The following is a 22,558-nucleotide window of genomic DNA, read 5'->3' as shown; positions in this document are numbered from 1 at the left end:
GGCAATCAATTTTATCTCAAATGAAAATCTTATTTACCAAAAATATAGACCCCTCTGTTTTATCCAAAGAATTAGGAGATGACATTGGGGTTGATTGTATTGAGGTAATTAAAACAACTCCGATTCGTGTTAAACCATTCGATTTAAAAAATTACTCACTTATTTTCACAAGTGCCAACGGAGTGACTTCTTTTTTCGAAAATCAGTTCAGACCCAATGAGGATTTTACGACAAAAAATTACAACAAGATTTATTGCGTCGGGGAAAAAACAAAAAGAATCCTCCGAAAATATGGGTTTGGCACCTTTAAGGTTCTGAAAAACGCAGAAGCACTTTCGGAATTTATCATTGGACATTGTCCACATGAACAATTCCTGCATTTTTGTGGAAACCTGGCCATTGATGTTCTGGACAATGAACTGCCATTACAAAATATCAAGTACAGAAAGATAACAGTTTATAATACCGAAGAGATCAATCCGTTAATATCTGAAAAATATTATGGCATAGTCTTTTTCAGTCCAAGTGGAGTTCGTAGTTTTGCAAAGCGAAATTCATTAGATCATACGAAGCTGTTTTCTATTGGAGAAACAACCTCCAATGAAATAAAAAAGTATACCCGGGAAAAAATTTTCACTTCAGAAGGTAATACTCTGGTTTCCATTTTAGAAATGATCAGAAGAGAAAGTAAGAACAACCTGTAGCAAATTTGCGCTATCAATTTTACTGCAGATTTAAATAAATTATGATTAAGAACGACCTATATTTAAAAGCCCTTCGCGGAGAGACCGTAGAAAGACCTCCTGTGTGGATGATGAGACAGGCCGGAAGATACCTGCCGGAATTCATTGCATTAAGAGATAAATATGATTTCTTTACAAGATGTCAAACTCCTGAACTCGCTTCTGAAATTACCGTACAGCCGATCCGTAGATATCCGCTGGATGCTGCTATTTTGTTTTCTGACATTTTAGTAGTGCCACAAGCAATGGGAATCGACTTTAAAATGAAGGAATCAGTAGGCCCATGGCTAGACACTCCCATCAGAACAATGGAGCAGGTTCAGAATGTTGTGGTTCCCGATGTGAATGATACTTTAGGATACGTTTTTGATGCCATAGAATTAACCTTGTTAAAATTAGATAACGAAATCCCGTTGATCGGTTTTGCAGGATCTCCATGGACTATCCTTTGCTATTGTGTGGAAGGAAAAGGAAGTAAAGCTTTTGATATTGCCAAATCATTCTGTTTTCAACAACCGGAAGCAGCCCATTTGCTTCTTCAAAAAATTACAGATACTACCATTGCCTATTTAAAGAGAAAAGTAGAAAAAGGAGTATCTGCAGTGCAGATTTTCGATTCCTGGGGAGGAATGCTCTCTCCAGATGATTATCAGGAATTTTCATGGCAATACATCAATCAGATCGTGGAAGCCTTAAGCCCATTGACCCACGTGGTTGTATTTGGAAAAGGATGCTGGTTTGCCCTGGAAGAAATGACGATGTCCAAGGCCTCAGCTCTTGGAGTAGATTGGACAATAAAACCTGAGTTTGCAAGAACTTTAACCAATCATACAATGACCCTTCAAGGGAACTTTGATCCGGCCCGATTGCATTCAACCCCTGAAACCATAAAAAAGATGGTAAACGAGATGATTCATCGATTTGGAAAGGATCGCTATATTGCTAATTTAGGTCACGGAATTCTGCCAAACATTCCACTGGAGAACGCAGAAGCCTTTATCAGAGCTGTTGTAGACTGGAAACCTTAATAGTTTCACGACTCAGATATAAAACAAATCCCTTTCAATAATTATTGAAAGGGATTTGTTATTACAAAAAGCCCCTGTTTAAGAGGCTATTTCAGAGATTATTCTTTTATAATTTTCTTACTGATAATTTCCTTTTTATTATCTATCAGAATCAGATAGCTGCCTTTCGGCAAATCAGAAAGATTATATCCGTCTGCCAATCCTGTAAAGCTCTTAACTTGTCGGCCTGCTAAATCCAGCACGGTGATTTTAGAGTCAAATCTTAAGTTTCCAGACTGAATATGTACAAAATCTTTCACAGGATTAGGGTATACCTGCATCTTATCTGCAAATGAAACCTCAGAAGTACCTAATGCTCCGGAAGTAATGGCAACATCATCTACGACAACACCGTAAGAATAATCCCCTGCATCGTCATATACAAATCTCATTTGAAAATTAGCATTGGCATAAGGCGCAAGATCAATATCCGTAGCTTGCTCATAGGTTGTAACAACATATAAAAATGTATTAAAATCAAGATCCCACTGACCAGCATCCCCCGAAAAAGTAAATACCTGTACCCATGATGTTCCGTTAAAAACCTCAACTTTTAACGTTGAATCATCATCATAAATCATGTTAGCATACTTAAATGAGAGTTTAGGGTTCTGAACCGCCGATAGGTTAATAACAGGAGATACAAGCCTGGCATTGGAGTTTATGCTTGAGGGCCCTGCATTATCATCATCAAAAAAAGCTGCACCTGAGGGAAATGTAGCAAAGCCATTTTCAGATCCTACGTCCCAATTAAAAGAAGTATCGGGATTATTTGTCGTCCATCCTGATGGTAAAACATTTCCATCAAAATTTTCAGAGAACACCTGGGCATTGTATATTCCACACGCCAAAATAAAAGAAAGTAAATATTTTTTCATAACTCATCTTATTTATTATATTAAATTTAATAATTAATATCATTATAATTGTAAAATTTAACACAATAATTATTTTTTATGAAAATTAAACACAAAAAAATATAAGAGTTTTACTTGAATTTATGATTATATTTAACTTCTAACACTTTAAAAATCAAATAACATGAAAAAATTAAACAAAGAAACAATGAAGGCTATATATGCCGGCGGCGAAATATGCCTGGAATGCGCCTACGGATATTACCAGGTTATTATACAAGGAAGATGTTATTGCGTTTCTTGGGAATAATAAACCTATAAAAAAAGCAGTTTTACAACTGCTTTTTTATTTTTTTTATTTCGATTAACTTAACATTCTCTTGGCTTTTTTTACTCCCTCTACAAGGAGATCAATTTCCTGAAAAGTATTATACACGGCAAAACTTGCTCTTACAGTTCCTGCAATATTAAAGAAATCCATTATTGGTTGCGTACAGTGATGCCCTGTCCTTACAGCTACACCCATCTTATCCAGAATCATTCCTACATCGGAAGATATTCCTACGCCTTCTAAATTAAAGGAAACAACGCCCGTTCTTCTGGCCTTTTCCCCATAGACTTTAAGACCTTCAATCTCTAAAAGCTGCCTTTGAGCATATTCCAACAAAGCATTCTCATGTCTCTGAAGATTTTCGTGCCCTACTTTTTCAATAAAATCTACTGCCGCTCCTAATGCTATATTACCTCCGACATTTGGCGTTCCTGCTTCATACTTAAATGGCAATCCGGCATAGGTCGTTCCATCGAATGAGCATGTGGCAATCATTTCCCCTCCTCCATGAAACGGTGGCAAAGAATCTAAAATATGTTCTTTCCCATACAGGATTCCGGTTCCCATTGGAGCGTACATTTTATGCCCTGAAAATACAAAGAAATCACAATCCATTGCCTGCACATCAATTCTGAAATGAGGAGCAGACTGCGCACCATCAATAACGATATAAGCATCGGAATTCCTTCTGGTCCTTAAGATAATCTCTTCAATAGGATTTACAACCCCCAATGCATTTGAAACCTGGTTTACGGCAACAACTTTAGTTTTCTCGCTTAGATACTGATCCAAATAATCAAGCTGTAAAATACCATTGTCATCAATCGGAATCACACGAAGCTTTGCACCTGTTCTTTCACATAGCAACTGCCATGGAACAATATTAGAATGATGTTCTAAATATGAAATAATGATCTCATCATCTTTTTTCAGCTTTCCGGTAAGAATATAAGCGATGAGGTTTAACCCTTCCGTTGTTCCCTTTGTAAAGATCACCTCAAAATCATGCTTTGCATTAATAAATTTCTGGATCTTTCTTCGCGAAAGCTCCATTTCTTCAGTAGCAAGCTGACTTAAAGTATGAATCCCTCTGTGAACATTTGCATTAATTTCTGTATAGTATTGCTTCCAAACCTCTAAAACGGAGTTTGGTTTTTGTGATGTCGCTGCATTATCCAGATAAACAAGAGGCTTACCGTTGACCTCCTGATCTAATATAGGAAACTGACTTCTTATTTCTTGAATGTCAAACATTTATTATAAATTTTACAATTATTTATGTTCTTATTTAGAACACTTCAAATTTACATCTTTTTTTTTGAAAGGCTAAAGAAAGAATAGCATTATAGATGCAATCTAAAATAAAAAACCTGCCAAAAAATTGACAGGTTTTTATATCATTGTTATTAAGCAATTCTTATTCAGCTGCAGTTTCCTCAGCTGCTGGAGCAGCTCCTTCAGCTACAACCTCTTCTTCATCCTCATCATCTTGTGCTGCTGCACCTCCCTTCATTGCATTTCTAGACATCTTAACAGCTACAACAACTGCATTGTCAGGGTGCATGAAAGAATATCCTTCAGTTTTGATAGCACCAACATATAATTTGTTACCAATCTTAAGTGAAGTAATATCAATAACGATCTCATCCGGCAAGTTTGCAGGGATCGCTTTTACTTTTAGCTTTCTGAATGACTGACGTAGAACACCCCCAGCAACAACACCTTTAGAACGACCAGTAACTCTTACCGGAACTTCCATAATAACCGGCTTATCAGCAGATAATTGATAGAAGTCAGCATGAAGAATTTTGTCTGTAATTGGGTGGAACTGAATATCCTGAAGAACTGCTGGAATTGTTTGTCCGTCAACTTCAATAGATACCGTGTGTGCTTCAGGAGTATATACTAAACCTTTGAAAGATTTCTCTTCTGCAGAGAAGTTCAATGGTTCTGTCCCTCCATAAACAACACAAGGAACTAATTCAGCATCACGTAAAGCTTTTGTAGACTTTTTGCCCACGCTTTCTCTTTTTGTACCTTGAATTGTAATAGATTTCATTTATAAAAATTTAAAATTTTGTTTTAAAATACAATTTGCAAACTTCAGTAAATCAATCAGATAACAAATTTACTACTAATTGACTGGTGCTCATGAACCATCTTCATAACATCTGCAAATAATGGGGCGCAAGATAGCACTTTTATTTTAGATGACAAATTATTTTTAACAGGAATTGAGTCAGTAACAATAACTTCCAGCAATTTAGAGTTCTCAATATTCTCGTAAGCCTTTCCTGAAAGCACTCCGTGAGTAGCCATTGCTCTAACTGTTTTTGCTCCTTTCTCTATTAAGATATCAGCAGCTTTGCAAAGCGTTCCTGCTGTATCAATCATGTCATCAATAAGAATAACGTTTTTACCATCTACATCCCCGATAAGGAACATTTCCTCTACAACATTAGCTTTCTTTCTCTCTTTGTAAGCAATTACTACTTCAGCACCCAGGTGTCCGGCATAGTTTTTAGCTCTTTTTGCCCCACCCATATCCGGTGAAGCGATGGTAAGATTATCCAGATTCAGGTCTCTGATATAATCTACGAAAATAGTTGACGCATACAAGTGATCCACAGGAATTTCAAAGAATCCCTGAATCTGATCCGCATGCAGATCCATGGTCATAATTCTGGTCGCTCCCGCAGCAGTTAAAAGATTAGCAGCCAACTTAGCACCTATAGGAGCTCTTGGCTTATCTTTTCTATCCTGTCTTGCAAGTCCGAAATAAGGAAGTACAACAGTAATACTTTTCGCAGAAGCCCTTTTTGCAGCGTCAATCATTAGAAGAAGCTCTAATAGATTATCCGCGGGAGGGAATGTAGATCCAATCAGGAAAACCCTACCTCCTCTTACTGATTCGTCTAAAACAGGTTCGAATTCCCCGTCACTAAACTCCTGGAAGTTTATTTTTCCTAATCCCTGCCCATAATGCTGAGCAATTTTTTCTGCCAAGTCCTTACTTGTCCTTGTACTAAATAGATAACTTAACTGATCGGCCATTTTTACTTTTTAAGATTTTGCAAATTTAAAAAAAAACCACAAGAATTAGTCTTGTGGTTTCTAAGTTTTTGTTTCCTTTATATTTTAAGGGAATCTTACTCCTGAATAATTATTCGCATTTACCTGTGGTAAAGAAGAATTATACTTTGCATTAATTGATTTAATAAATTCATTCGCAACAATAGCATAACCTCTTCCTGTCAGGTGAACTCCATCAAGAGAAAAAGCTCCACCCGTTACAAACTTCGCAGTATATCTTACCCCGTCAAATGAAATTCCGGATTGGCTATTAAGTTCAACCATCTTTTTGTTGGCATCTACAAAAGCGTATCCTTTAGCATCTGCTGCTGCTTTAATCGTTACGTTATAAGCATCAATGGTTGTGTTTACATCAGTAACTTCTGTTGCCGTCAATACATATTTATCAGCAAACGGATAAGCAATTCCTTTTGCACCAAGGCTAGCGGGAACTCCTGGAGGCAATGTTTGAAGTGTTCCAATTTCAGCTTTAGAAGTTAAAGGAACCAAATCTCCTGCTTTCGCCTGTCTTGCTTGTCCATAAGTAGCTCCTAAATATGTTGCTAAAGCAATCAGGGTTGGATTTCCGGATGCTAAAGCAGCACCTGTAATTTGAACATTTAAATCTGGAAGGCTTTCGTCTACTATAAGTAATGGATTCGCTTCAGTTTTAGACAAAGGCTTTATTCTTCCAGCACCTCCTACTGCAGCCAAAATCTGACTCAATGGCCCGTATAAATTTGTATTTAAATTATCTATTGTTGCATTTCCTACAGTAACATTACCACCACCTAGAACAGAAGCTGTTAAAGGGTTATAAGGAACAGTTGTTAGTGAAGGAATAGAAGTAACGCTAGGAATATTTGCGATAACACCCTTAGCATTTGTAGAGGCAATCTCATTAATTAATGCATTATAATATTGTGTAAACTGTGCCGGTGGCGTAAGGGTTTCAACCGTAGCATCTCCACCTGCAAGAGCATATAACAACGCATCATTATTTCCTATCCATAATGAAAAGAAAGTAGGCTTCTGTGCTTTAAAATCAGCAATTACAGATGTTGTAGGACTTGATGCAAATCTTACAAAATACGGATTAGCTGTTTTAGTAGCAATTCCTTGAATGTTACCATATCCAGGAGCCAGCAAATGAGCCACTTTTGCTCCCGGAACTCCCATGTTATTGAAAGGACCCGTCAAAATGGTATTTACAAGTGCTGTTGCTGTATTATTATTCGCATTTTTAATATCAGGAGAACCATTTACAAAACCACTAATGAATAGTTTTGTATTGGCAATCTGAACAGGACCGGCTAAGGTATTTAACAGCAATCCACCATTATTATCCGGCATTAACGGTTGCTTGAAATCTCCTCCTCCAACAAGTTTCATTTGCTGAGCTATCATAGAAGGATAAGATTCATTTTGTCCATCTGAATAAAGAGCTCCATCTCTATAGCCTGATGTTAATGAATTACCCAATGCTACATATTTAGAAAAGTCTGCATTCCCTTTCGATACCTGGATATCTTTAACATCCGTATCAAAATCATTTTCGCAGCTCGTTGTAAATAAAAGCGCAGAGACAGCGATTGTAGAAATTATAATTTTTTTCATAGTCTTTCAATTAAAAAGGATTATAAGATAAACCTAGACCAAAATAAAACGCTCTGGCTTTTGCCTGCCCGTAGAATCCAAGATTCGCATTATTAACGTCTCTTGCCTGAGGCATTGCATATCCTCCAGCAATATCAACTCCAAATTGTTTCAACTTAAAGCCTACCCCTCCTGTTACTACATAAGTATTAAACGAAGGTGTTTCAGCTATAAAATTATTGTCAGAATAAGGAGATTCATCATAATAAGCTCCCAAACGTCCAAAAATCATATCACTAAATGCATATTGCGTTCCTAACCTGAAGGTTTTTGAGTTTCTGAAGTTTTTTGGGGCAACAAGCACTGTAGGATCTGCTTGATTTCCAATAGGAGCATTAGCAAAATCCAATGTCAGTTTACTGTATCTTTCCCATCCATGATAGTTAAAATCAGCAGAAACCAACCATTTTGGTGTAATCTTATAGGTTAAACCTATTGTATATTCTTCCACTAAAGGAAGCGTTGCAGAGAAACCATCTTGTCCGTTGGCTCCTAATCCTAATAATGAGTAGATAGACTGTGATGGAAATTTAAATGTTGCTGTTCCATTCTTCGCTTTCATGTCCACCGGAGAACGGTATGCAATACTAACATCCAGTTTTTCTTCAGGTCTGAAATAGAAACCAAACCCGTATCCGTGTCCACTTGCTTTCTCGTCATTAATATTTACCTCGCCTCCAAATTGAGTAATTGCTTTATCCCAGTCTACTTTTCCTCTTGCATATATATAACTCGCTCCAAAAGCTAACCACGGAGCCAGTTTTACTGAAACCATTGGCTGGAAGTAGAAACTTTTTAATTCTAATTTCTGAACCATTTCTCTTCCTTCCCAATCATTTGGCCATTGGATCGTACTACCAAAAGGTGTTGAAAAGCTGAAACCTACTGATAAATTCTCCAGCGGTTTATAAGCAATAGCCGCATAAATAGGTGTTCCAAGAGGATTATCAGTTTCTGTACTTTGTAAAGTATTTAAATTCTGAAAAGTAACTTTATTACTTGCTCCAAATCCTCCGGCAACTATACTCAGTTTAGAAGGAATGAATGACATACCCGCAGGGTTAAAGAATGCCACACTTGCATCTTCAGCATGAGCACTAGTATGTGCCATTGCCAATTGCTTTACCCCTTGCAAAGAAACCCTGAAGCCTCCAGCGTAAGATAAAACACCCGCCAATAAAGCAGTTGATACTAATATTTTTTTCATAGACTATTATTATATAACCCAAATATAAAATTATTTTGCATAGGTCTGTTAATATTTCTTAATATTTTAAACATTATACGAAAAGAAAATTATGTTTAAAATAACACTTTAGGAAAAATTCACCATAAAAGCATATATACTAGTACATTGGTAAAATCCAATGACAAAAAAGTGTTTTTTGTTTAATATCAAACAATGATGTTGACGAATATTTGAATTTTTTAGAATTACATAAAGATAAAAATATATAAATTTGCAAGATTAAATAATAGTTATATGAGTTGTGGATGTAAAACATCCGGCGATTCTGCGCATTCTTGCGGACCCAAGAAATCCGCGAATGGTTGTGAAAATGTAAATACCTGTGGTAATAGTTATAAATTAAGTGTTTTCGACTGGCTATCTAACATCAATAATCCCGCATCTAACAGGTGTGATTTTGTAGAAGTTAGATTTAAAAATGACAGAAAATCGTTTTATAAAAATGTAAATAATGTTCCATTACATATAGGTAGTGTAGTCACCGTAGAATCTAGTCCCGGACACGATGTTGGTGTGGTAAGTCTCACCGGCGAATTAGTGAAAATTCAGATGAAAAAGAAAAAATTTTCTGAAGAAAACTCACTAAAAATATACAGATTAGCCAATCAAAAAGATATTGAAGTTTGGCAGGAAGCTAGAAAAAAAGAAGACAGCGTAAAGATACAGGCAAGAAAGATTGCCCATAATCTGGGGCTTGAAATGAAAGTTACTGATGTAGAGTATCAGGGAGATGCTTCTAAGGTAACATTCTATTACACTGCAGATAACCGTATCGATTTCAGACAGTTAATAAAAGAATACGCCTCTACATTCCGAACAAAAATCGACATGAAACAGATCGGCTTCAGACAGGAAGCCGCAAAAATCGGAGGAATCGGGTCTTGTGGAAGAGAACTTTGCTGTTCGACATGGCTTACCGACTTCAGATCTGTAAATACCAACGTTGCGAGATATCAGCAGTTAAGTATCAACCCGCAAAAACTTGCCGGGCAATGTGGTAAACTAAAGTGTTGTCTAAATTATGAATTAGACAGTTATCTTGATGCATTAAGTAATTTCCCTTCTTCGTCAACAACATTGGATACAGAAAAAGGAAGAGCTTTCTGTATTAAAATTGACGTTTTCAAGAAGAAAATGTGGTTTGCCTATGTGGATAGCTCTGTAGCATGGTATGATTTTGATATTGACCTTGTAAAACAGTTCATTTCTAAAAATAAAAGAGGAGAAAAAATACTCCCTCTTGAAGAACTTAAACAACCGGATATCCCGTTGCATAGCATTGATCTGATTCAGGAGAATAATGTGGATCGATTCGAAAAGAAAAATAAAGGGTTTAACAAAAACAGAAACCAGAACCAGAATCACAATAACCAGAACAGGCAAAACAACAATCAGGGACAAAGGAAAAATAAACCGGAGAGATCTGAGAAACCAGACCATACCAATTCTAACCATAACCCTAAACAGCCAAGGCCTCAGCAGCCAAAAGCTCAATTGGAGAAAGTAGAAGTGAGTAATTCCGGTCAGGAGAAAAAGCCTCAACAAAATCCAAACAAGAAAAAATTTAAAAAGAAATTTCCTCCAAAAAAAGATAACAATGCATAAAGTTTTAGGATTTTTATCCCTTATTCTTTTCTTGAGCTGTAATTCTCCGGGAGAACATGTCACGATGAATTCCATTGATAGTAAATGGAATAAGAAAAGTGAGCAAAAATTTAATCTTGAGATTTCAGATCCACAGAATCCTAAAAATATTATATTTGTTGTAAGAAACAATAATGATTACCCTTACAGTAACATAAGGTTTATCGTTAATTTCACGAATCTTCAAAGCAAGAAAAAGGAGACAGATACGTTGAATTATATTCTTACAAAGCCAAATGGAGAATGGCTTGGAACGGGTTTTGGAGACACGAAGGAAACGCTTTTCCAATATAAATTAAATTACAAATTTCCACAAAAAGGAAAATATGAAATTGGATTAATACAAGCGATGAGAAATGATTTCCTTCCGGGGATTGAAGATATTGGAGTAAAAATAGAAACGGCTAAACCGTAATCATAAATGGAAGAAAACAAAAAAAACACAGGAAGTAAAGGAAAGACATTTCCGCTTCCTCCCAAAAAAAATAATAAAAATACCTCCTGGAAAAAGTGGGTTAGATTTATTTGGCTTGGACTTATTGTAGTTGTTTTGGGAATTTCAGGAACTTTCTTTGCTGTTTCACAAGGTTTTCTTGGTGAAATGCCGGATGTTGAAGAACTGGAAAACCCTGACATTTATGTTGCTTCTCAGATTTTTTCTGCAGATGGTGTTCTTTTAGGCAAATTTGAAAAAGAAAAAACCCAACCTATTACCTATAAGGATCTTCCTCCTTTTCTTGTGTATGCACTACAAGCTAAAGAGGATGAGCGTTTTAAAGAACACTCCGGAATTGATCTACAATCAATTGCCAGAGCAGTTGTTTATGGAGGTGGCAGAGGAGGTGGCTCCACCATTACCCAGCAGCTTGCAAAGCTACTCTTCACAGGGGGAGCTTCACAAAACAAGTTAGCAAGGGCTTTCCAAAAGCTAAAAGAATGGGTTGTGGCAGTAAGCCTTGAAAGAAGATATACCAAAGAAGAAATTGTAACGCTTTATTTCAACAAGTTTGACTTTTTATACAATGCAAACGGAATTGAAATGGCTTCAAAAATCTATTTTAACAAAAGCACCAATCAGCTTACATTACCTGAAGCAGCTATGTTTGTTGCCATGCTGGAAAATCCGGTAAAAAACAACCCTATGCGTAATGAGACAAGAGCGAAGGCAAGAAGAGATGTTGTTTTGGAGCAGATGCAGAAAACAGGTTATATTGATGAGAATACTTACAACAAAGCGGTAGCAACGCCTATTACTTTAGACTATCATCCGATCAAAAACATCAATGATGACTACTCTGCTTACTATAAGTTTTATCTGAAAAAAGAGATCGATAGTTATCTTAAAGATCACGAAAAAGAAACCGGTAAAAAATTAAACCTTTATAAAGACGGACTTAAAATATATGTTACGCTTGACTCTAAAATGCAAAAATATGCGGAAGAGGCAATTAAAGAACATTTGACAGACCTTCAAAAAAGATTTGATGCAGAACAAAGAGGCAGAAAAAACAGACCTTTTTATTACTTAACGGATAAGCAGATCAACAGTGTAATGGTTCAGGCTATGAAAAGAACGGGACGTTACAAATTGCTTAAAGCAGCCGGAGTATCTGAAGATTCAATACTTATGGAATTCCATAAACCGATAAAAACATCACGCTTTACATGGAATGGAGAGGAAGAAGTTGAAATGTCTCCTTGGGACTCTATCAGATATCATAAGCAGATTGCTCAGGCAGGTTTGATGTCTATGGTTCCTGGAACCGGTGAGATTAAAGCATGGGTTGGAGGAATCGACTGGCAGCATTTCCAGTACGACCATATCAAACAAGGTAAAAGACAGGTAGGATCCACATTCAAACCTTTCGTATATGCAACTGCTATCATGAAGCTTGGAATGACACCTTGTTCAGCTGTTTCAAACGGAACCTACGACCATAATGGATGGCATGTTCCCGGCAGGGGCGGAATGCTGACCTTAAAAGATGCTTTAGCACACTCTCAAAACCCAGTTGCCGCGCGTCTTATTGAAATGACCGGAGTAGATGCTGTAATACAGACTGCAAGAGATTTAGGAGTAACTGAGGAAATTCCAAGAAACAATACAATTGCATTAGGTTCATCTGACATCACGATTTACGAAATGCTTGGTGCTTACAGTACTTTCGCCAACTATGGTAACTATAATAAACCTGAAATGATCTGGAGGATAGAAGATGCCAACAGCAGGGTTATCAAAGAAGTAAATGTAGATCCAAAAGAGGTAATGAATCCTCGTTATGCCTACACCATGATTGAATTGATGAAAGGAGTAGCCCAATTTGGTACCGCTTCCGGAGAACTTTCAAGAAGGGGCATCTCAAAAGCGGTGGAAATTGCTGCCAAAACCGGTACTACACAGAACAACTCCGATGGTTGGTTTATGGGAATAACTCCTAAGCTAGCAACAGGTGCCTGGGTAGGATGGGAAGACAGAGCAACTCACTTCTTTGGAACAGGTGAAGGACAAGGAGCAAGAATGGCATTGCCGATCTGGGCGATATTTATGAAAAAAGTATGGGCGGATAAAAGTTTAGGCATTACTCCAGACGATAAATTCGTGAAACCATCTGATTGGAAAGACGGATGTTCAGATCTAAAAGGTTTGAGCGGAGGTTATGGTGACGAGGGGGGACTTCAGACGATCGATCAAATTAAAAATCCTAGACCTGTAGATCCTGCACCAAAAAGCAATACGACGAAGAAAGAAGAGAACGTCAATGAAAACCTCAATAAGAGCGAGGAAATTGATTTTAATAAATAAATTCTCTTTTACAAATACACGAGACCTTTCAAACAGTTTGAAAGGTCTTTTTTTATTGTTGTATCTTTGATTCATGAATATTAAAGAGATCAAACAACCTTTTATAAAGAAGTTTCCCGGAGACTTTTCAGGAAATCCAATGCAGAGAGCAACACCTAAAGTTTTATTCTCAACGGTTAATCCTGCGGGGTTTGATAATCCGGAATTAATTGTTTTCAATGAAAAACTTTCTGAAGAAATCGGTTTAGGAAAATTTGAAGAGAACGATCTGGATTTTCTTGTTGGAAACAATTTACCTCCTAATATTCAACCTTACGCTACGGCATATGCCGGGCATCAATTTGGAAACTGGGCCGGACAGCTTGGAGACGGGAGAGCTATACTCGCTGGGGAAATAATCAATGACTCCGGGAAAAAAAATGAAATTCAATGGAAAGGTCCTGGAGCCACTCCATATTCAAGACATGCAGACGGAAGAGCTGTATTAAGGTCCTCAGTCAGGGAATACCTGATGAGTGAGGCTATGTATCACCTTGGTGTTCCGACCACAAGGGCATTAAGCCTATGTTTTACAGGAGAAGACGTCATAAGAGATATGATGTACAACGGGAATCCCCAAAAAGAAAAAGGAGCGATAATTATCAGGACTGCGGAAAGCTTTCTACGGTTTGGGCATTACGAGCTCATTTCTGCTCAGGCAGAATACAAAACCTTACAGGATCTCGTTGACTTTACTATTCTCAATTATTTTCCTGAAATCACTTCATCGGATTCTGAAAAATATAAAGATTTCTTTAAAAGCATCTGCACAAGAACGGCTGATCTGATGACAGAATGGTTCAGAGTGGGTTTTGTACATGGAGTTATGAATACAGATAATATGTCTGTGCTTGGGCTTACCATTGACTATGGTCCCTACTCTATGACGGATGAGTATGATCTGAATTTCACTCCCAATACCACCGATTTGCCAGGAAGAAGATATGCATTCGGAAAGCAGGGGCAAATCTCACAATGGAATTTATGGCAGTTGGCAAATGCGCTTCATCCATTAATTAAGGATGAAAAATTTTTAGAAAATACCCTCAATAATTATGGTAATTATTTCTGGGAAGCTCACGACAAAATGCTTTGCCGAAAATTCGGATTCGATCAGCTATTAGATGGTGACGAAGAGTTTTTCAGCAACTGGCAGGGATTGATACAGGAATTAGAATTTGATCACACCTTGTTTTTTAATCAGTTGGAAAAACTCAAAGAGGGAGATGACCTGAAAGAGTTGTTTGAAAATGTATCTTATACCTTCCTAAATGATGATCTTTTGAATAAGCTTAAACACTTTATTCAAAAATACAAAGAAAGAATTTCAAAAAATAAAATTACAAAGGAAGCCTCTCTCAACCTGATGCAAAAAGCTAATCCAAAATTCATCCTTAGAAATTATCTTTTGTACCAATGCATTGAAGAAATTAATGAAGGGAAGAAAGATTTATTAAAAAAATTAATACATGCCCTCGAAAATCCTTATCAGGAAATTTATCCTGAATTTTCCGTAAAAAGGCCTGTTGATTATGATGATATTTCCGGATGTTCCACGCTGTCTTGCAGTTCGTAAGTTTATAATAATAAGCAAGATAAGTGATATCTATTAAAAAAATGTTTAATTTTGAGTATAACTATAAAATTACATTATGAAAAAGACTTTACTATCTTTAATATTATTAACAAGCGTGATGGGTACTGCCCAAACTTTGTTATCAGAGAATTTTGAGGGAACAACTTTTCCTCCAACCGGATGGACCAGATCAAGTACAGTTTCGACACGACCATGGGATCTTTCAACAACAAACTTTCCTGGAACATCAGCACAAGCAATTCAACTAAGAGACACCTTTACTATTACAGGAAATAACTCTGCAACAATAGATTGGATTGCTCAGGCAAATACCGCAAACTTGGTTAGTCCCGTTTTTAGTTTAGCTGGGACTACAAATCCTGTTTTAAAATTCAATGTTGTGGTAGGCTGGTCTTATATGATTAATCAAAATTTAGGTAATCTAATTGCTCAGGTTACAACCGACGGAGGAGCTACTTGGAATACTGTGTGGACTGAAGACACAGAACCAGGGTTTCAAGATGACGGAGATGGCGACGAAGATACTGACTTATACAATACCGTTGCTGTACAAAAAAGCTTAACTCCGTATGCAGGGCAAACAAATGTACAAGTACGATTTCAATACACCGGAAATAATGCTGATGCTGTTGCAATAGATGACATTCAGATTTTAGCAAGTGGGACATTATCTGTTAATGAGATTTCTTCTAGAGCTAAAACAGGCATCTATCCCAACCCTACAAAAGGAGAAGTTGAAATCAGAACAGACAAAAAAATAAAGTCAATATCTGTTTTTGATTTTTCAGGAAAATCAGTTTTAAAAACGGCTTCGGTAAAAGCAGATCTTTCTTCACTCCCTAAAGGAAATTATTTGATGCAGATCGAATTTAACGATGGGACATCAACCTCAGAAAAAATCATCAAAGAATAAATGATTTTTACACATACAAACAAAACTCACCGGAATTGGTGAGTTTTTTATTTTACTTTTGCAAAAACTTTAAACAGGTGAATTTCAAAACGAAACTAATCCATTTTTTTAAACTCATATTTCCTTCTTCACTCACTGAGCTATGGGTATTTCTTTTCTTTCTTTCTCTGTATGGGATACTGGGATCTTACATTGCTATTAATTACACCATCATTTTTGATAACAGAATACCTTGGGATGCTTATTTCAGTTTTGACAATCGTTCAATTGTGATGACCGGTGGTAGTTTCGAAAGACATCCTTTATCCTACTATTTTTTTAACTGGATAAGAGAGTTTGCTTTTCTAATCTCGAACGGAAAAACGGATGTTACCTTTAGGTTAGTTCTGGCATGGTTTAGCATAACCACGGTAAGTCTAGCTATATTACAAGTATTTAAATATTTAAAAAATATCATCAGAATACCATTGATGATCAACCTTATTATTATTCTTTTTTTCGGGCTTTTCTCAACAAGCATCCTGCTTTCTTTCACTCCGGAAAACTTTACTTATACATTTTTTCTTCTTTGTCTTTATAACCACTATGCGGCCATTAAACTTAAAAAAGAAGAGAAGATATCTGGTCTGGCTCTGGTTTTCGCTGGAGTTTCCGTGGGAGGACTTACTATTACCAACATTTTTAAGGTTTTCATTCCTGTCTTATTCGAAAAAGACCTGTTTACAAAATGGAAGAAATTTGGAAATGCTGCACTAAGAGTTGTAATTACTTGTATTTGCTTTATACTACTATACCTAAACCGGATAGACTTTAAATATAAAAATATCTTCAATAAGACGAACGAACAATATGAAAAGTTCTCTAATGTAAAGTCTACACCAACCTGGGACATGATTCTTTCGTATTTTTTTGGAGGCAATATTCTTTTTTCCAATTTTATCATTCGTGATAAACATAATATGAAAGGCTTTCATTTCAAAGGTCTTATTATGGATGTTTATTCTTCGTGGGTTCCTTACGTATTTATTGCCCTTTTATTGAGTCTTATATTTTGGAGTTATTTCAGAAATTTCAAAAATAAACTGGCACAAGTTGTAATGATCTCTTTTGTTGTAGATATTGTTATCCACTGCATTATGAGATTCGGATTACATACGTCTTACATCTATGGCGGTCACTTTGTTTTTGTCTATCCGATACTTCTAGGCTGGCTGTTCTACTCTTATCGGTCTTCTCCGAAAGCACTCTCATTCCTGACACTTACATTGGGAATATTATTGGTTTATCTGGGAGTTAATAACTACCTCAGGATGACAGAGTTTTTCTGGTTCTTAGATTCTTATTATCAATAAAAAAGCTGAGAAGAAAATCTTCTCAGCTTTTATTTTTTATCATATAGCTTATATTATTTAGCCTCTGCACAAAATATTCTGTACTGTACTGCAACAGCAGATTTAAAGTATTCTCTGATCTTAGAAAGGTCTGAAGAAGCACTTTGTTTCGTGAAATAACTTCCTGCTAAAATCTTATAATTAGGTCTCAAAGACGCATCGGTTTCCACCTTTAGATTAGGAAATCTTTTTCTGAAATACGATTTGATCTCATTCGCTTCATCGTTACTTTTCACAGTTGTAATCTGAATTTTATACCCCAAAATTCTTGGGTTTTTTCTACAGATTTCCGCATTGGTCAATTCCCTATTCGGAACATATATTTTTGTAGGTCTTGTGTAAGTTTCGTCACTACTATCCCGGGGTGTTGTAGTGGTTACAACTCTTGAACATTTGTCTTCGAGACTCTCTAAAGCATCTTTTACCTTAGGATCCATTGACATTACTAGTTCGGTTCCGGACAATGTATCCTTCTTTACAACCTGCTGGGCTTCAATCTCATAAAATCCAAAAAAGGATAGTACCGACAATATTTTGATTAAATTTTTCATTTAAACTTGTTTGCGCAAATTTATACAAATTAAAAAATTATACCAAACTGAGTTATTTAGAATCAATACAAATTAAACGTAAATGATATTTTCCCCTTTCTATATGCCGTTAAATTCCTGTTAAAAATATTATTTTTGCGGGATTGATTGAATGTTCAATATTTTACTAACATAAGATAATTTAAATGATTAGTTGGAGAAAGCATTATAAACAAACGTTGATCGCAATTGGCTTATTGCTATCAACCAGTGCTTCATTTTACGGGCAAGACGGCGATCCTAAAAACGGTGAGAAACTTTTCAAAGCGAATTGTACTGCATGTCACGCTCTGGATAAACAAGTGATAGGACCTCCTTTGAAAGGAGTTGTAGAACGAGTAAAGACAGAGGGTGGTGTAGACAGAGATTGGCTTCACAAGTGGATCAAGGACAACAAAGCTCTGAGAGCTTCTGGAGACAAATACGCCAATGAGATTTTTGAAAAATATAATAAAACTGAGATGCTTCAGTTTCCTAATCTTACAGAGAAGGATATCGATGACATCTTAGCTTTTACAACTAATCCTCCGGCTCCGGAAGAGAAAAAACCGGAAGCGGGAGCAGCCACTGCAACAGATGCTACCGCAACTGCAGCAACCGACAAAACAACAACAAACGTTGTTATCATTTCACTTTTAGCAATTGCAGCCTTACTGGTATGGATCTTACTTAAACTAAGACAATTAGTTAAATTAGGACAGTCAGAAGACTTAGCAGGGCTTAATGAAACGAGAGTTCGTTCATTCAGTGAAATCTATAAAAAATACCATTATATAGGTAAAGGAGCTTTGGTTATTTTAGCGATCCTTGCAACCTATGGAATATGGAACTGGTTAATGTGGATCGGTGTTTACAAAGGATACAAGCCTGAACAACCTATCTACTTCTCTCACAAAATTCACGCTGGAGAACAAAAAATTGACTGTCAGCTATGTCACTCAAGTGCTAAATACGGTAAAGTTTCTGAAATTCCTTCTATGAACGTTTGTATGAACTGTCACAGAACAATTTCCGAATACAATGCAGATCACTATATGGAGCCAGGAAAAGACAAAGCGTTCTATGACGGTGAAATCCAAAAGATTTATCAGCATACAGGTTGGGATCCTGCAAAACAACAGTATACAGGAAAAACTGAACCAGTAGAATGGACAAGAATCCACAACATGCCGGATTTCGTGTACTTCAATCACTCTCAGCACGTTGTAGCGGGTGAGCAGGCAATCATCAATTCTTTCAACAAAAAGAATCCAAATAACAAAATCGATGTTGTTTGTAAAGCTTGTCACGGAAAAATAGACACAATGAATGTTGTTCAGATGGCTAATGACTTCACTATGGGATGGTGTATCGAGTGTCACAGAACTACTGAGGTTGATATGAACAACGGTTATAATAAAGAATACTTCAAGAATCTACATGACAAGTTGAAAAAACAATACCCTAAAGATGGTGGTAAGATTACTGTAGATGCAATTGGAGGTCTTGAGTGTGGTAAATGTCATTATTAATAACTAAAAATTAGAAGTATAAATGGCTTCAAACAAAATACAATTTAGAAGTATTCATGAACTTAAAGACCCGGCTTTAAATAATAAGCTGGCTCAAAAAGAGTTTCAGGAAGAAATTCCGGTAGAAGATTTCCTTGGAGATGCTGAACAGAACGGATCAAGTACTTCAAGAAGAGATTTCTTAAAATTATTAGGATTTTCTACTGCAGCAGTAACACTTGCTGCTTGTGAAGCTCCGGTAATTAAAACGATTCCTTACGTGGTAAAACCTCATGATATCATTCCTGGGGTTCCTAACTACTACGCTTCAACATATTTTGATGGTTTCGATTTCGCTAGTGTTTTAGTAAAGACACGTGAAGGAAGACCTATTAAAATTGATCCAAACCCGGCTGCAGGAGAATTAGGTAAAACGAATGCAAGAGCTCAGGCAAGTGTACTTTCTCTTTATGATAATGATAAAGTAAAACAACCTAAGCTTGACGGTAAAGACGAAACTTTCGATAAAGTAGATGATTTTGTTCTTAAAGGTTTGGCGGAAGCACAGTCAGCAGGCAAAAAGATTGTTCTTTTATCTCAGTCTTTTGCTTCACCAACTTTCAAAAAGTTGTTCGCTGAATTCAAAGCTAAATACCCTACAGCAGAACTTGTAACTTATGATGCTTTTCCTTACTCCGCAGCATTAGATGCAGCACAGGAAGTATTCGGACAAAGAGCATTACCGGTTTACGATCTTAAAGGTTCTGAATTAGTAGTTTCTTTCCAGGCTGATTTCTTAGGAGATTACAATGCCTCAAGTTTAGAAACTTCTTATGCAGAAGCAAGAAAACCGGGAGCAAACATGTTGAGACACATTCAGGTGGAATCCAACATGTCTCTTACAGGTGCAAATGCTGACTCAAGATACAGACTAAAGCCTAGTGCGATAAATAAAACATTAGTTGAAGTTTACAATGCAATCGTAGGTGGAGGTGCTGCTTCTGATAAAATTGCTGCTGAGATCGTAAAAGAACTTCAGGCAAAAGGAAGCAAAGCTGTCGTATTTGCAGACGGATCTAAAGGTGCACAGGTTTTAGCACACTTAATTAACCAAAAATTAGGTTCGGTTGCCTTCACCGGTAAAGCGAACTTCTTAAAAGAATTTGATAAAGCAAGATACCAGGAATTCTTAGGATGGATAAATGCAGGACAGGTTGGAGTATTGATTACAAACAATGTAGATCCTATCTATTCTCATCCAAAAGGAGAAGATTTCAAAAAATCTTTAACAAAAGTTCCTTACGTAATTGCTGTTGCAGATAAGAAAAATGAAATGTATAAAGCAGCGAAAGCTGTTATTCCGGTAGCCAACTGGTTAGAGTCTTGGGGAGATATGGAGCCTCAGACAGGAGTTTATACATTAATGCAGCCTACTATCCAGAAAATTTACAAATCAAGACAGATTGAAGAATCATTATTGGTTTGGAAAAATGGTAAGAACAATGCTGCCAATAACTACTATGATTACTTAAAAGCCAGTGCTTCTTCTATATTAGGAGGTACCTCTTTCAACAAAGCTTTGTATAATGGTATCGTTCCTTCCAGTAATGCAACGACATTATCTTATGCAGGAGGAAATGCTGCTCAGGCACTTGCTGAATTAGGTAACTTTAAAGCTTCCGATCTTGAATTAGTACTTTATACTAAGACTTCTATCGGAGATGGTACTCAGGCTAACAACCCTTGGCTACAAGAATTACCGGATCCGTTAACAAGAATGTCTTGGGATAACTACTTAACTATTTCTCCTAAAGATGCAGACAGATTAGGTATAAAAAATGATCTGAATGCCAGAATGCAGTTGGATGGTTCTATTGTAAACCTTACGGTAAACGGAGTTGTAATAAAAGATGTTCCTGTATTCATTCAACCAGGTCAGGCAGATGGATCAGTAGGTTTAGCACTTGGATATGGTAAAAAGAATTCCGGAGCAACGGCTGATACAGGAGTAAATGCTTATCCTTTATTTGACGGTTCTAATTTAGTTGTTTCTAATGCTAAAATAGAAAAAACAGGTGAAGAGCATGAGTTTGCTGGCATCCAGCTTCAAAACACTCTAATGGGGCGTTATGAAATCGCTAAAGAAGTTCCTTTAACAGAATATCTGAATGTCGCTTTTGATGACGAGCACAAAGGATGGAACAAGCCTTTGGAATACCACACGATCAGTGGAGCTCTTCCAGCAAGAAAAATAGACCTTTGGGACGCTTTCGATGACACTGATGGACCTCACTTCAATTTATCTATTGACTTAAACTCTTGTACTGGTTGTGGAGCATGTATCATTGCTTGCCAGGCAGAAAACAACGTTCCTGTTGTAGGTAAAGAAGAGATCAGAATGTCCAGAGATATGTACTGGTTAAGAATCGATCGTTACTATTCTGCTAAAGAAAAGATCGAAACTAAAGAAGGTATTGAAAGAGGATTAAATGTTCCTAATCTATATGACATCCTAATCGAACCGAATGAAAGTCCGGACGTGATTTTCCAACCGGTAATGTGTCAGCACTGTAACCACGCTCCATGTGAAACAGTATGTCCGGTAGCGGCTACTTCTCATGGTAAGCAAGGTCAAAACCATATGGCTTACAACAGATGTATTGGTACAAGATATTGTGCAAACAACTGTCCATATAAAGTAAGACGTTTCAACTGGTTTACATATAACCTGAACGATCGTTTTGATTTCAATATGAATAACGATCTTGGAAGAATGGTACTAAACCCGGACGTTGTTGTAAGAACAAGAGGGGTTATGGAGAAATGTTCAATGTGTATCCAGCAAACTCAGGCTACAATCTTAACTGCGAAAAGAGAGAACAGAAAAGTAACAGACAACGAGTTCAAAAACTCTGCTGCTTGTGCTGCTGCTTGTTCTACCGGAGCAATGACGTTTGGAGACATGAACGATAAAGAATCTGAAGTAAGAGAATTATACTCAAGCAACAGAAGATATTATTTACTGGAAGAGATCGGAACAAAGCCAAATGTGTTCTATCACACTAAAGTAAGAAACAGAGTAGAAAAATAAAGTTTAAATAATAAATAGGTAAAAA

General features: G+C 36.7%; 18 protein-coding genes. 11 read left to right on the top strand and 7 right to left on the bottom strand.

All coding sequences use genetic code 11. From position 1 onward, the window contains the following. Positions 1-20: 20 nt before the first annotated feature. Together G9C87_RS13650 and hemE are read left to right on the top strand one after the other, a co-directional pair. Entirely contained in the window at positions 21-704 is a 684-nt protein-coding gene (locus G9C87_RS13650; protein ID WP_172282054.1) for a uroporphyrinogen-III synthase, read from the top strand. A 41-nt stretch (positions 705-745) separates the two neighbouring features. Beyond that, positions 746-1,771, top strand: coding sequence for a uroporphyrinogen decarboxylase (hemE, locus tag G9C87_RS13645; RefSeq protein WP_172282052.1), 1,026 nt, complete (start codon positions 746-748; stop codon positions 1,769-1,771). Between the two features lie 98 nt (positions 1,772-1,869). Here the strand turns inward: hemE and G9C87_RS13640 are convergent, their stop codons facing one another. Then, the gene (locus G9C87_RS13640; RefSeq protein ID WP_172282050.1) at positions 1,870-2,688 is read right to left on the bottom strand and encodes a T9SS type A sorting domain-containing protein; all 819 of its coding nucleotides are present in this window, start codon (positions 2,686-2,688) and stop codon (positions 1,870-1,872) included. A 163-nt stretch (positions 2,689-2,851) separates the two neighbouring features. Between G9C87_RS13640 and G9C87_RS13635 the strand changes: the two genes are divergently transcribed. Beyond that, positions 2,852-2,977, top strand: a complete 126-nt coding sequence (locus G9C87_RS13635) for a GNAT family acetyltransferase (protein WP_172282048.1) — start codon at positions 2,852-2,854, stop codon at positions 2,975-2,977. Between the two features lie 54 nt (positions 2,978-3,031). Here the strand turns inward: G9C87_RS13635 and G9C87_RS13630 are convergent, their stop codons facing one another. From G9C87_RS13630 to G9C87_RS13610, 5 genes are all read right to left on the bottom strand, one after another. Continuing rightward, a complete protein-coding gene (locus G9C87_RS13630; protein ID WP_172282046.1) occupies positions 3,032-4,252 on the bottom strand; it encodes an aminotransferase class V-fold PLP-dependent enzyme in 1,221 nt (406 codons plus the stop codon). Between the two features lie 163 nt (positions 4,253-4,415). Continuing rightward, positions 4,416-5,057 carry a 50S ribosomal protein L25/general stress protein Ctc gene (locus G9C87_RS13625; protein ID WP_172282044.1) on the bottom strand — a complete coding sequence of 214 codons (642 nt, stop codon included), beginning with the start codon at positions 5,055-5,057 and terminating at the stop codon, positions 4,416-4,418. A 56-nt stretch (positions 5,058-5,113) separates the two neighbouring features. Further along, positions 5,114-6,052 carry a ribose-phosphate pyrophosphokinase gene (locus G9C87_RS13620; protein WP_172282042.1) on the bottom strand — a complete coding sequence of 313 codons (939 nt, stop codon included), beginning with the start codon at positions 6,050-6,052 and terminating at the stop codon, positions 5,114-5,116. 84 nt (positions 6,053-6,136) lie between these two features. Then, complete coding sequence (locus G9C87_RS13615; RefSeq protein ID WP_172282040.1) at positions 6,137-7,687, bottom strand: G-D-S-L family lipolytic protein; 1,551 nt, start codon at positions 7,685-7,687, stop codon at positions 6,137-6,139. A gap of 10 nt (positions 7,688-7,697) precedes the next feature. Continuing rightward, a complete protein-coding gene (locus G9C87_RS13610; RefSeq protein ID WP_172282038.1) occupies positions 7,698-8,933 on the bottom strand; it encodes an OmpP1/FadL family transporter in 1,236 nt (411 codons plus the stop codon). A 276-nt stretch (positions 8,934-9,209) separates the two neighbouring features. Here G9C87_RS13610 and G9C87_RS13605 point away from each other — a divergent pair, with 276 nt between their 5' ends. The 6 genes from G9C87_RS13605 (at position 9,210) to G9C87_RS13580 (ending at position 17,323) form a co-directional block, all read left to right on the top strand. After that, the gene (locus tag G9C87_RS13605; protein ID WP_172282036.1) at positions 9,210-10,580 is read left to right on the top strand and encodes a stage 0 sporulation family protein; all 1,371 of its coding nucleotides are present in this window, start codon (positions 9,210-9,212) and stop codon (positions 10,578-10,580) included. Further along, the gene (locus tag G9C87_RS13600; protein WP_172282034.1) at positions 10,573-11,034 is read left to right on the top strand and encodes a gliding motility lipoprotein GldH; all 462 of its coding nucleotides are present in this window, start codon (positions 10,573-10,575) and stop codon (positions 11,032-11,034) included. Before G9C87_RS13605 ends, G9C87_RS13600 begins: the two co-directional genes overlap by 8 nt. Before the next feature lie 6 nt (positions 11,035-11,040). Further along, the gene (locus G9C87_RS13595; RefSeq protein WP_172282032.1) at positions 11,041-13,422 is read left to right on the top strand and encodes a transglycosylase domain-containing protein; all 2,382 of its coding nucleotides are present in this window, start codon (positions 11,041-11,043) and stop codon (positions 13,420-13,422) included. 73 nt (positions 13,423-13,495) lie between these two features. Further along, positions 13,496-15,037 carry a protein adenylyltransferase SelO gene (locus tag G9C87_RS13590; protein ID WP_172282030.1) on the top strand — a complete coding sequence of 514 codons (1,542 nt, stop codon included), beginning with the start codon at positions 13,496-13,498 and terminating at the stop codon, positions 15,035-15,037. A 76-nt stretch (positions 15,038-15,113) separates the two neighbouring features. After that, positions 15,114-15,971, top strand: a complete 858-nt coding sequence (locus G9C87_RS13585; RefSeq protein ID WP_172282028.1) for a T9SS type A sorting domain-containing protein — start codon at positions 15,114-15,116, stop codon at positions 15,969-15,971. Positions 15,972-16,048: 77 nt separating this feature from the next. Beyond that, positions 16,049-17,323 (top strand): DUF6080 domain-containing protein, encoded by a 1,275-nt coding sequence (locus tag G9C87_RS13580; protein WP_172282026.1) that lies wholly within the window; start codon positions 16,049-16,051, stop codon positions 17,321-17,323. 53 nt (positions 17,324-17,376) lie between these two features. On the opposite strand, the gene G9C87_RS13575 is transcribed toward G9C87_RS13580, so the two are convergent. Continuing rightward, positions 17,377-17,913 (bottom strand): SPOR domain-containing protein, encoded by a 537-nt coding sequence (locus tag G9C87_RS13575; RefSeq protein ID WP_172282024.1) that lies wholly within the window; start codon positions 17,911-17,913, stop codon positions 17,377-17,379. A gap of 185 nt (positions 17,914-18,098) precedes the next feature. Between G9C87_RS13575 and G9C87_RS13570 the strand changes: the two genes are divergently transcribed. Both G9C87_RS13570 and G9C87_RS13565 read left to right on the top strand, forming a co-directional pair. Next, the gene (locus G9C87_RS13570; protein ID WP_172282022.1) at positions 18,099-19,463 is read left to right on the top strand and encodes a c-type cytochrome; all 1,365 of its coding nucleotides are present in this window, start codon (positions 18,099-18,101) and stop codon (positions 19,461-19,463) included. Between the two features lie 22 nt (positions 19,464-19,485). Continuing rightward, complete coding sequence (locus G9C87_RS13565; protein WP_172282020.1) at positions 19,486-22,533, top strand: TAT-variant-translocated molybdopterin oxidoreductase; 3,048 nt, start codon at positions 19,486-19,488, stop codon at positions 22,531-22,533. Positions 22,534-22,558: the final 25 nt, after the last annotated feature.

Source organism: Chryseobacterium sp. LAM-KRS1, assembly GCF_013184525.1.
Classification (GTDB): Bacteria; Bacteroidota; Bacteroidia; order Flavobacteriales; family Weeksellaceae; genus Chryseobacterium; species Chryseobacterium proteolyticum.
Note: the sequence above shows the minus strand (reverse complement) of the source record. Positions and strands in the feature narration are given on the sequence as shown.

Excerpts from the sequence above, each read along its gene's own strand:
- G9C87_RS13605 (WP_172282036.1), top strand. The coding sequence starts at position 9,210 with ATGAGTTGTGGATGTAAAACATCCGGCGATTCTGCGCATTCTTGCGGA.
- G9C87_RS13590 (WP_172282030.1), top strand. The coding sequence starts at position 13,496 with ATGAATATTAAAGAGATCAAACAACCTTTTATAAAGAAGTTTCCCGGA.
- G9C87_RS13650 (WP_172282054.1), top strand. The coding sequence starts at position 21 with ATGAAAATCTTATTTACCAAAAATATAGACCCCTCTGTTTTATCCAAA.
- G9C87_RS13595 (WP_172282032.1), top strand. The coding sequence starts at position 11,041 with ATGGAAGAAAACAAAAAAAACACAGGAAGTAAAGGAAAGACATTTCCG.
- G9C87_RS13630 (WP_172282046.1), bottom strand. The coding sequence starts at position 4,252 with ATGTTTGACATTCAAGAAATAAGAAGTCAGTTTCCTATATTAGATCAG.
- G9C87_RS13575 (WP_172282024.1), bottom strand. The coding sequence starts at position 17,913 with ATGAAAAATTTAATCAAAATATTGTCGGTACTATCCTTTTTTGGATTT.
- G9C87_RS13565 (WP_172282020.1), top strand. The coding sequence starts at position 19,486 with ATGGCTTCAAACAAAATACAATTTAGAAGTATTCATGAACTTAAAGAC.
- G9C87_RS13615 (WP_172282040.1), bottom strand. The coding sequence starts at position 7,687 with ATGAAAAAAATTATAATTTCTACAATCGCTGTCTCTGCGCTTTTATTT.
- G9C87_RS13635 (WP_172282048.1), top strand. The coding sequence starts at position 2,852 with ATGAAAAAATTAAACAAAGAAACAATGAAGGCTATATATGCCGGCGGC.
- G9C87_RS13625 (WP_172282044.1), bottom strand. The coding sequence starts at position 5,057 with ATGAAATCTATTACAATTCAAGGTACAAAAAGAGAAAGCGTGGGCAAA.
- G9C87_RS13585 (WP_172282028.1), top strand. The coding sequence starts at position 15,114 with ATGAAAAAGACTTTACTATCTTTAATATTATTAACAAGCGTGATGGGT.
- hemE (WP_172282052.1), top strand. The coding sequence starts at position 746 with ATGATTAAGAACGACCTATATTTAAAAGCCCTTCGCGGAGAGACCGTA.
- G9C87_RS13640 (WP_172282050.1), bottom strand. The coding sequence starts at position 2,688 with ATGAAAAAATATTTACTTTCTTTTATTTTGGCGTGTGGAATATACAAT.
- G9C87_RS13600 (WP_172282034.1), top strand. The coding sequence starts at position 10,573 with ATGCATAAAGTTTTAGGATTTTTATCCCTTATTCTTTTCTTGAGCTGT.
- G9C87_RS13570 (WP_172282022.1), top strand. The coding sequence starts at position 18,099 with ATGATTAGTTGGAGAAAGCATTATAAACAAACGTTGATCGCAATTGGC.
- G9C87_RS13610 (WP_172282038.1), bottom strand. The coding sequence starts at position 8,933 with ATGAAAAAAATATTAGTATCAACTGCTTTATTGGCGGGTGTTTTATCT.
- G9C87_RS13620 (WP_172282042.1), bottom strand. The coding sequence starts at position 6,052 with ATGGCCGATCAGTTAAGTTATCTATTTAGTACAAGGACAAGTAAGGAC.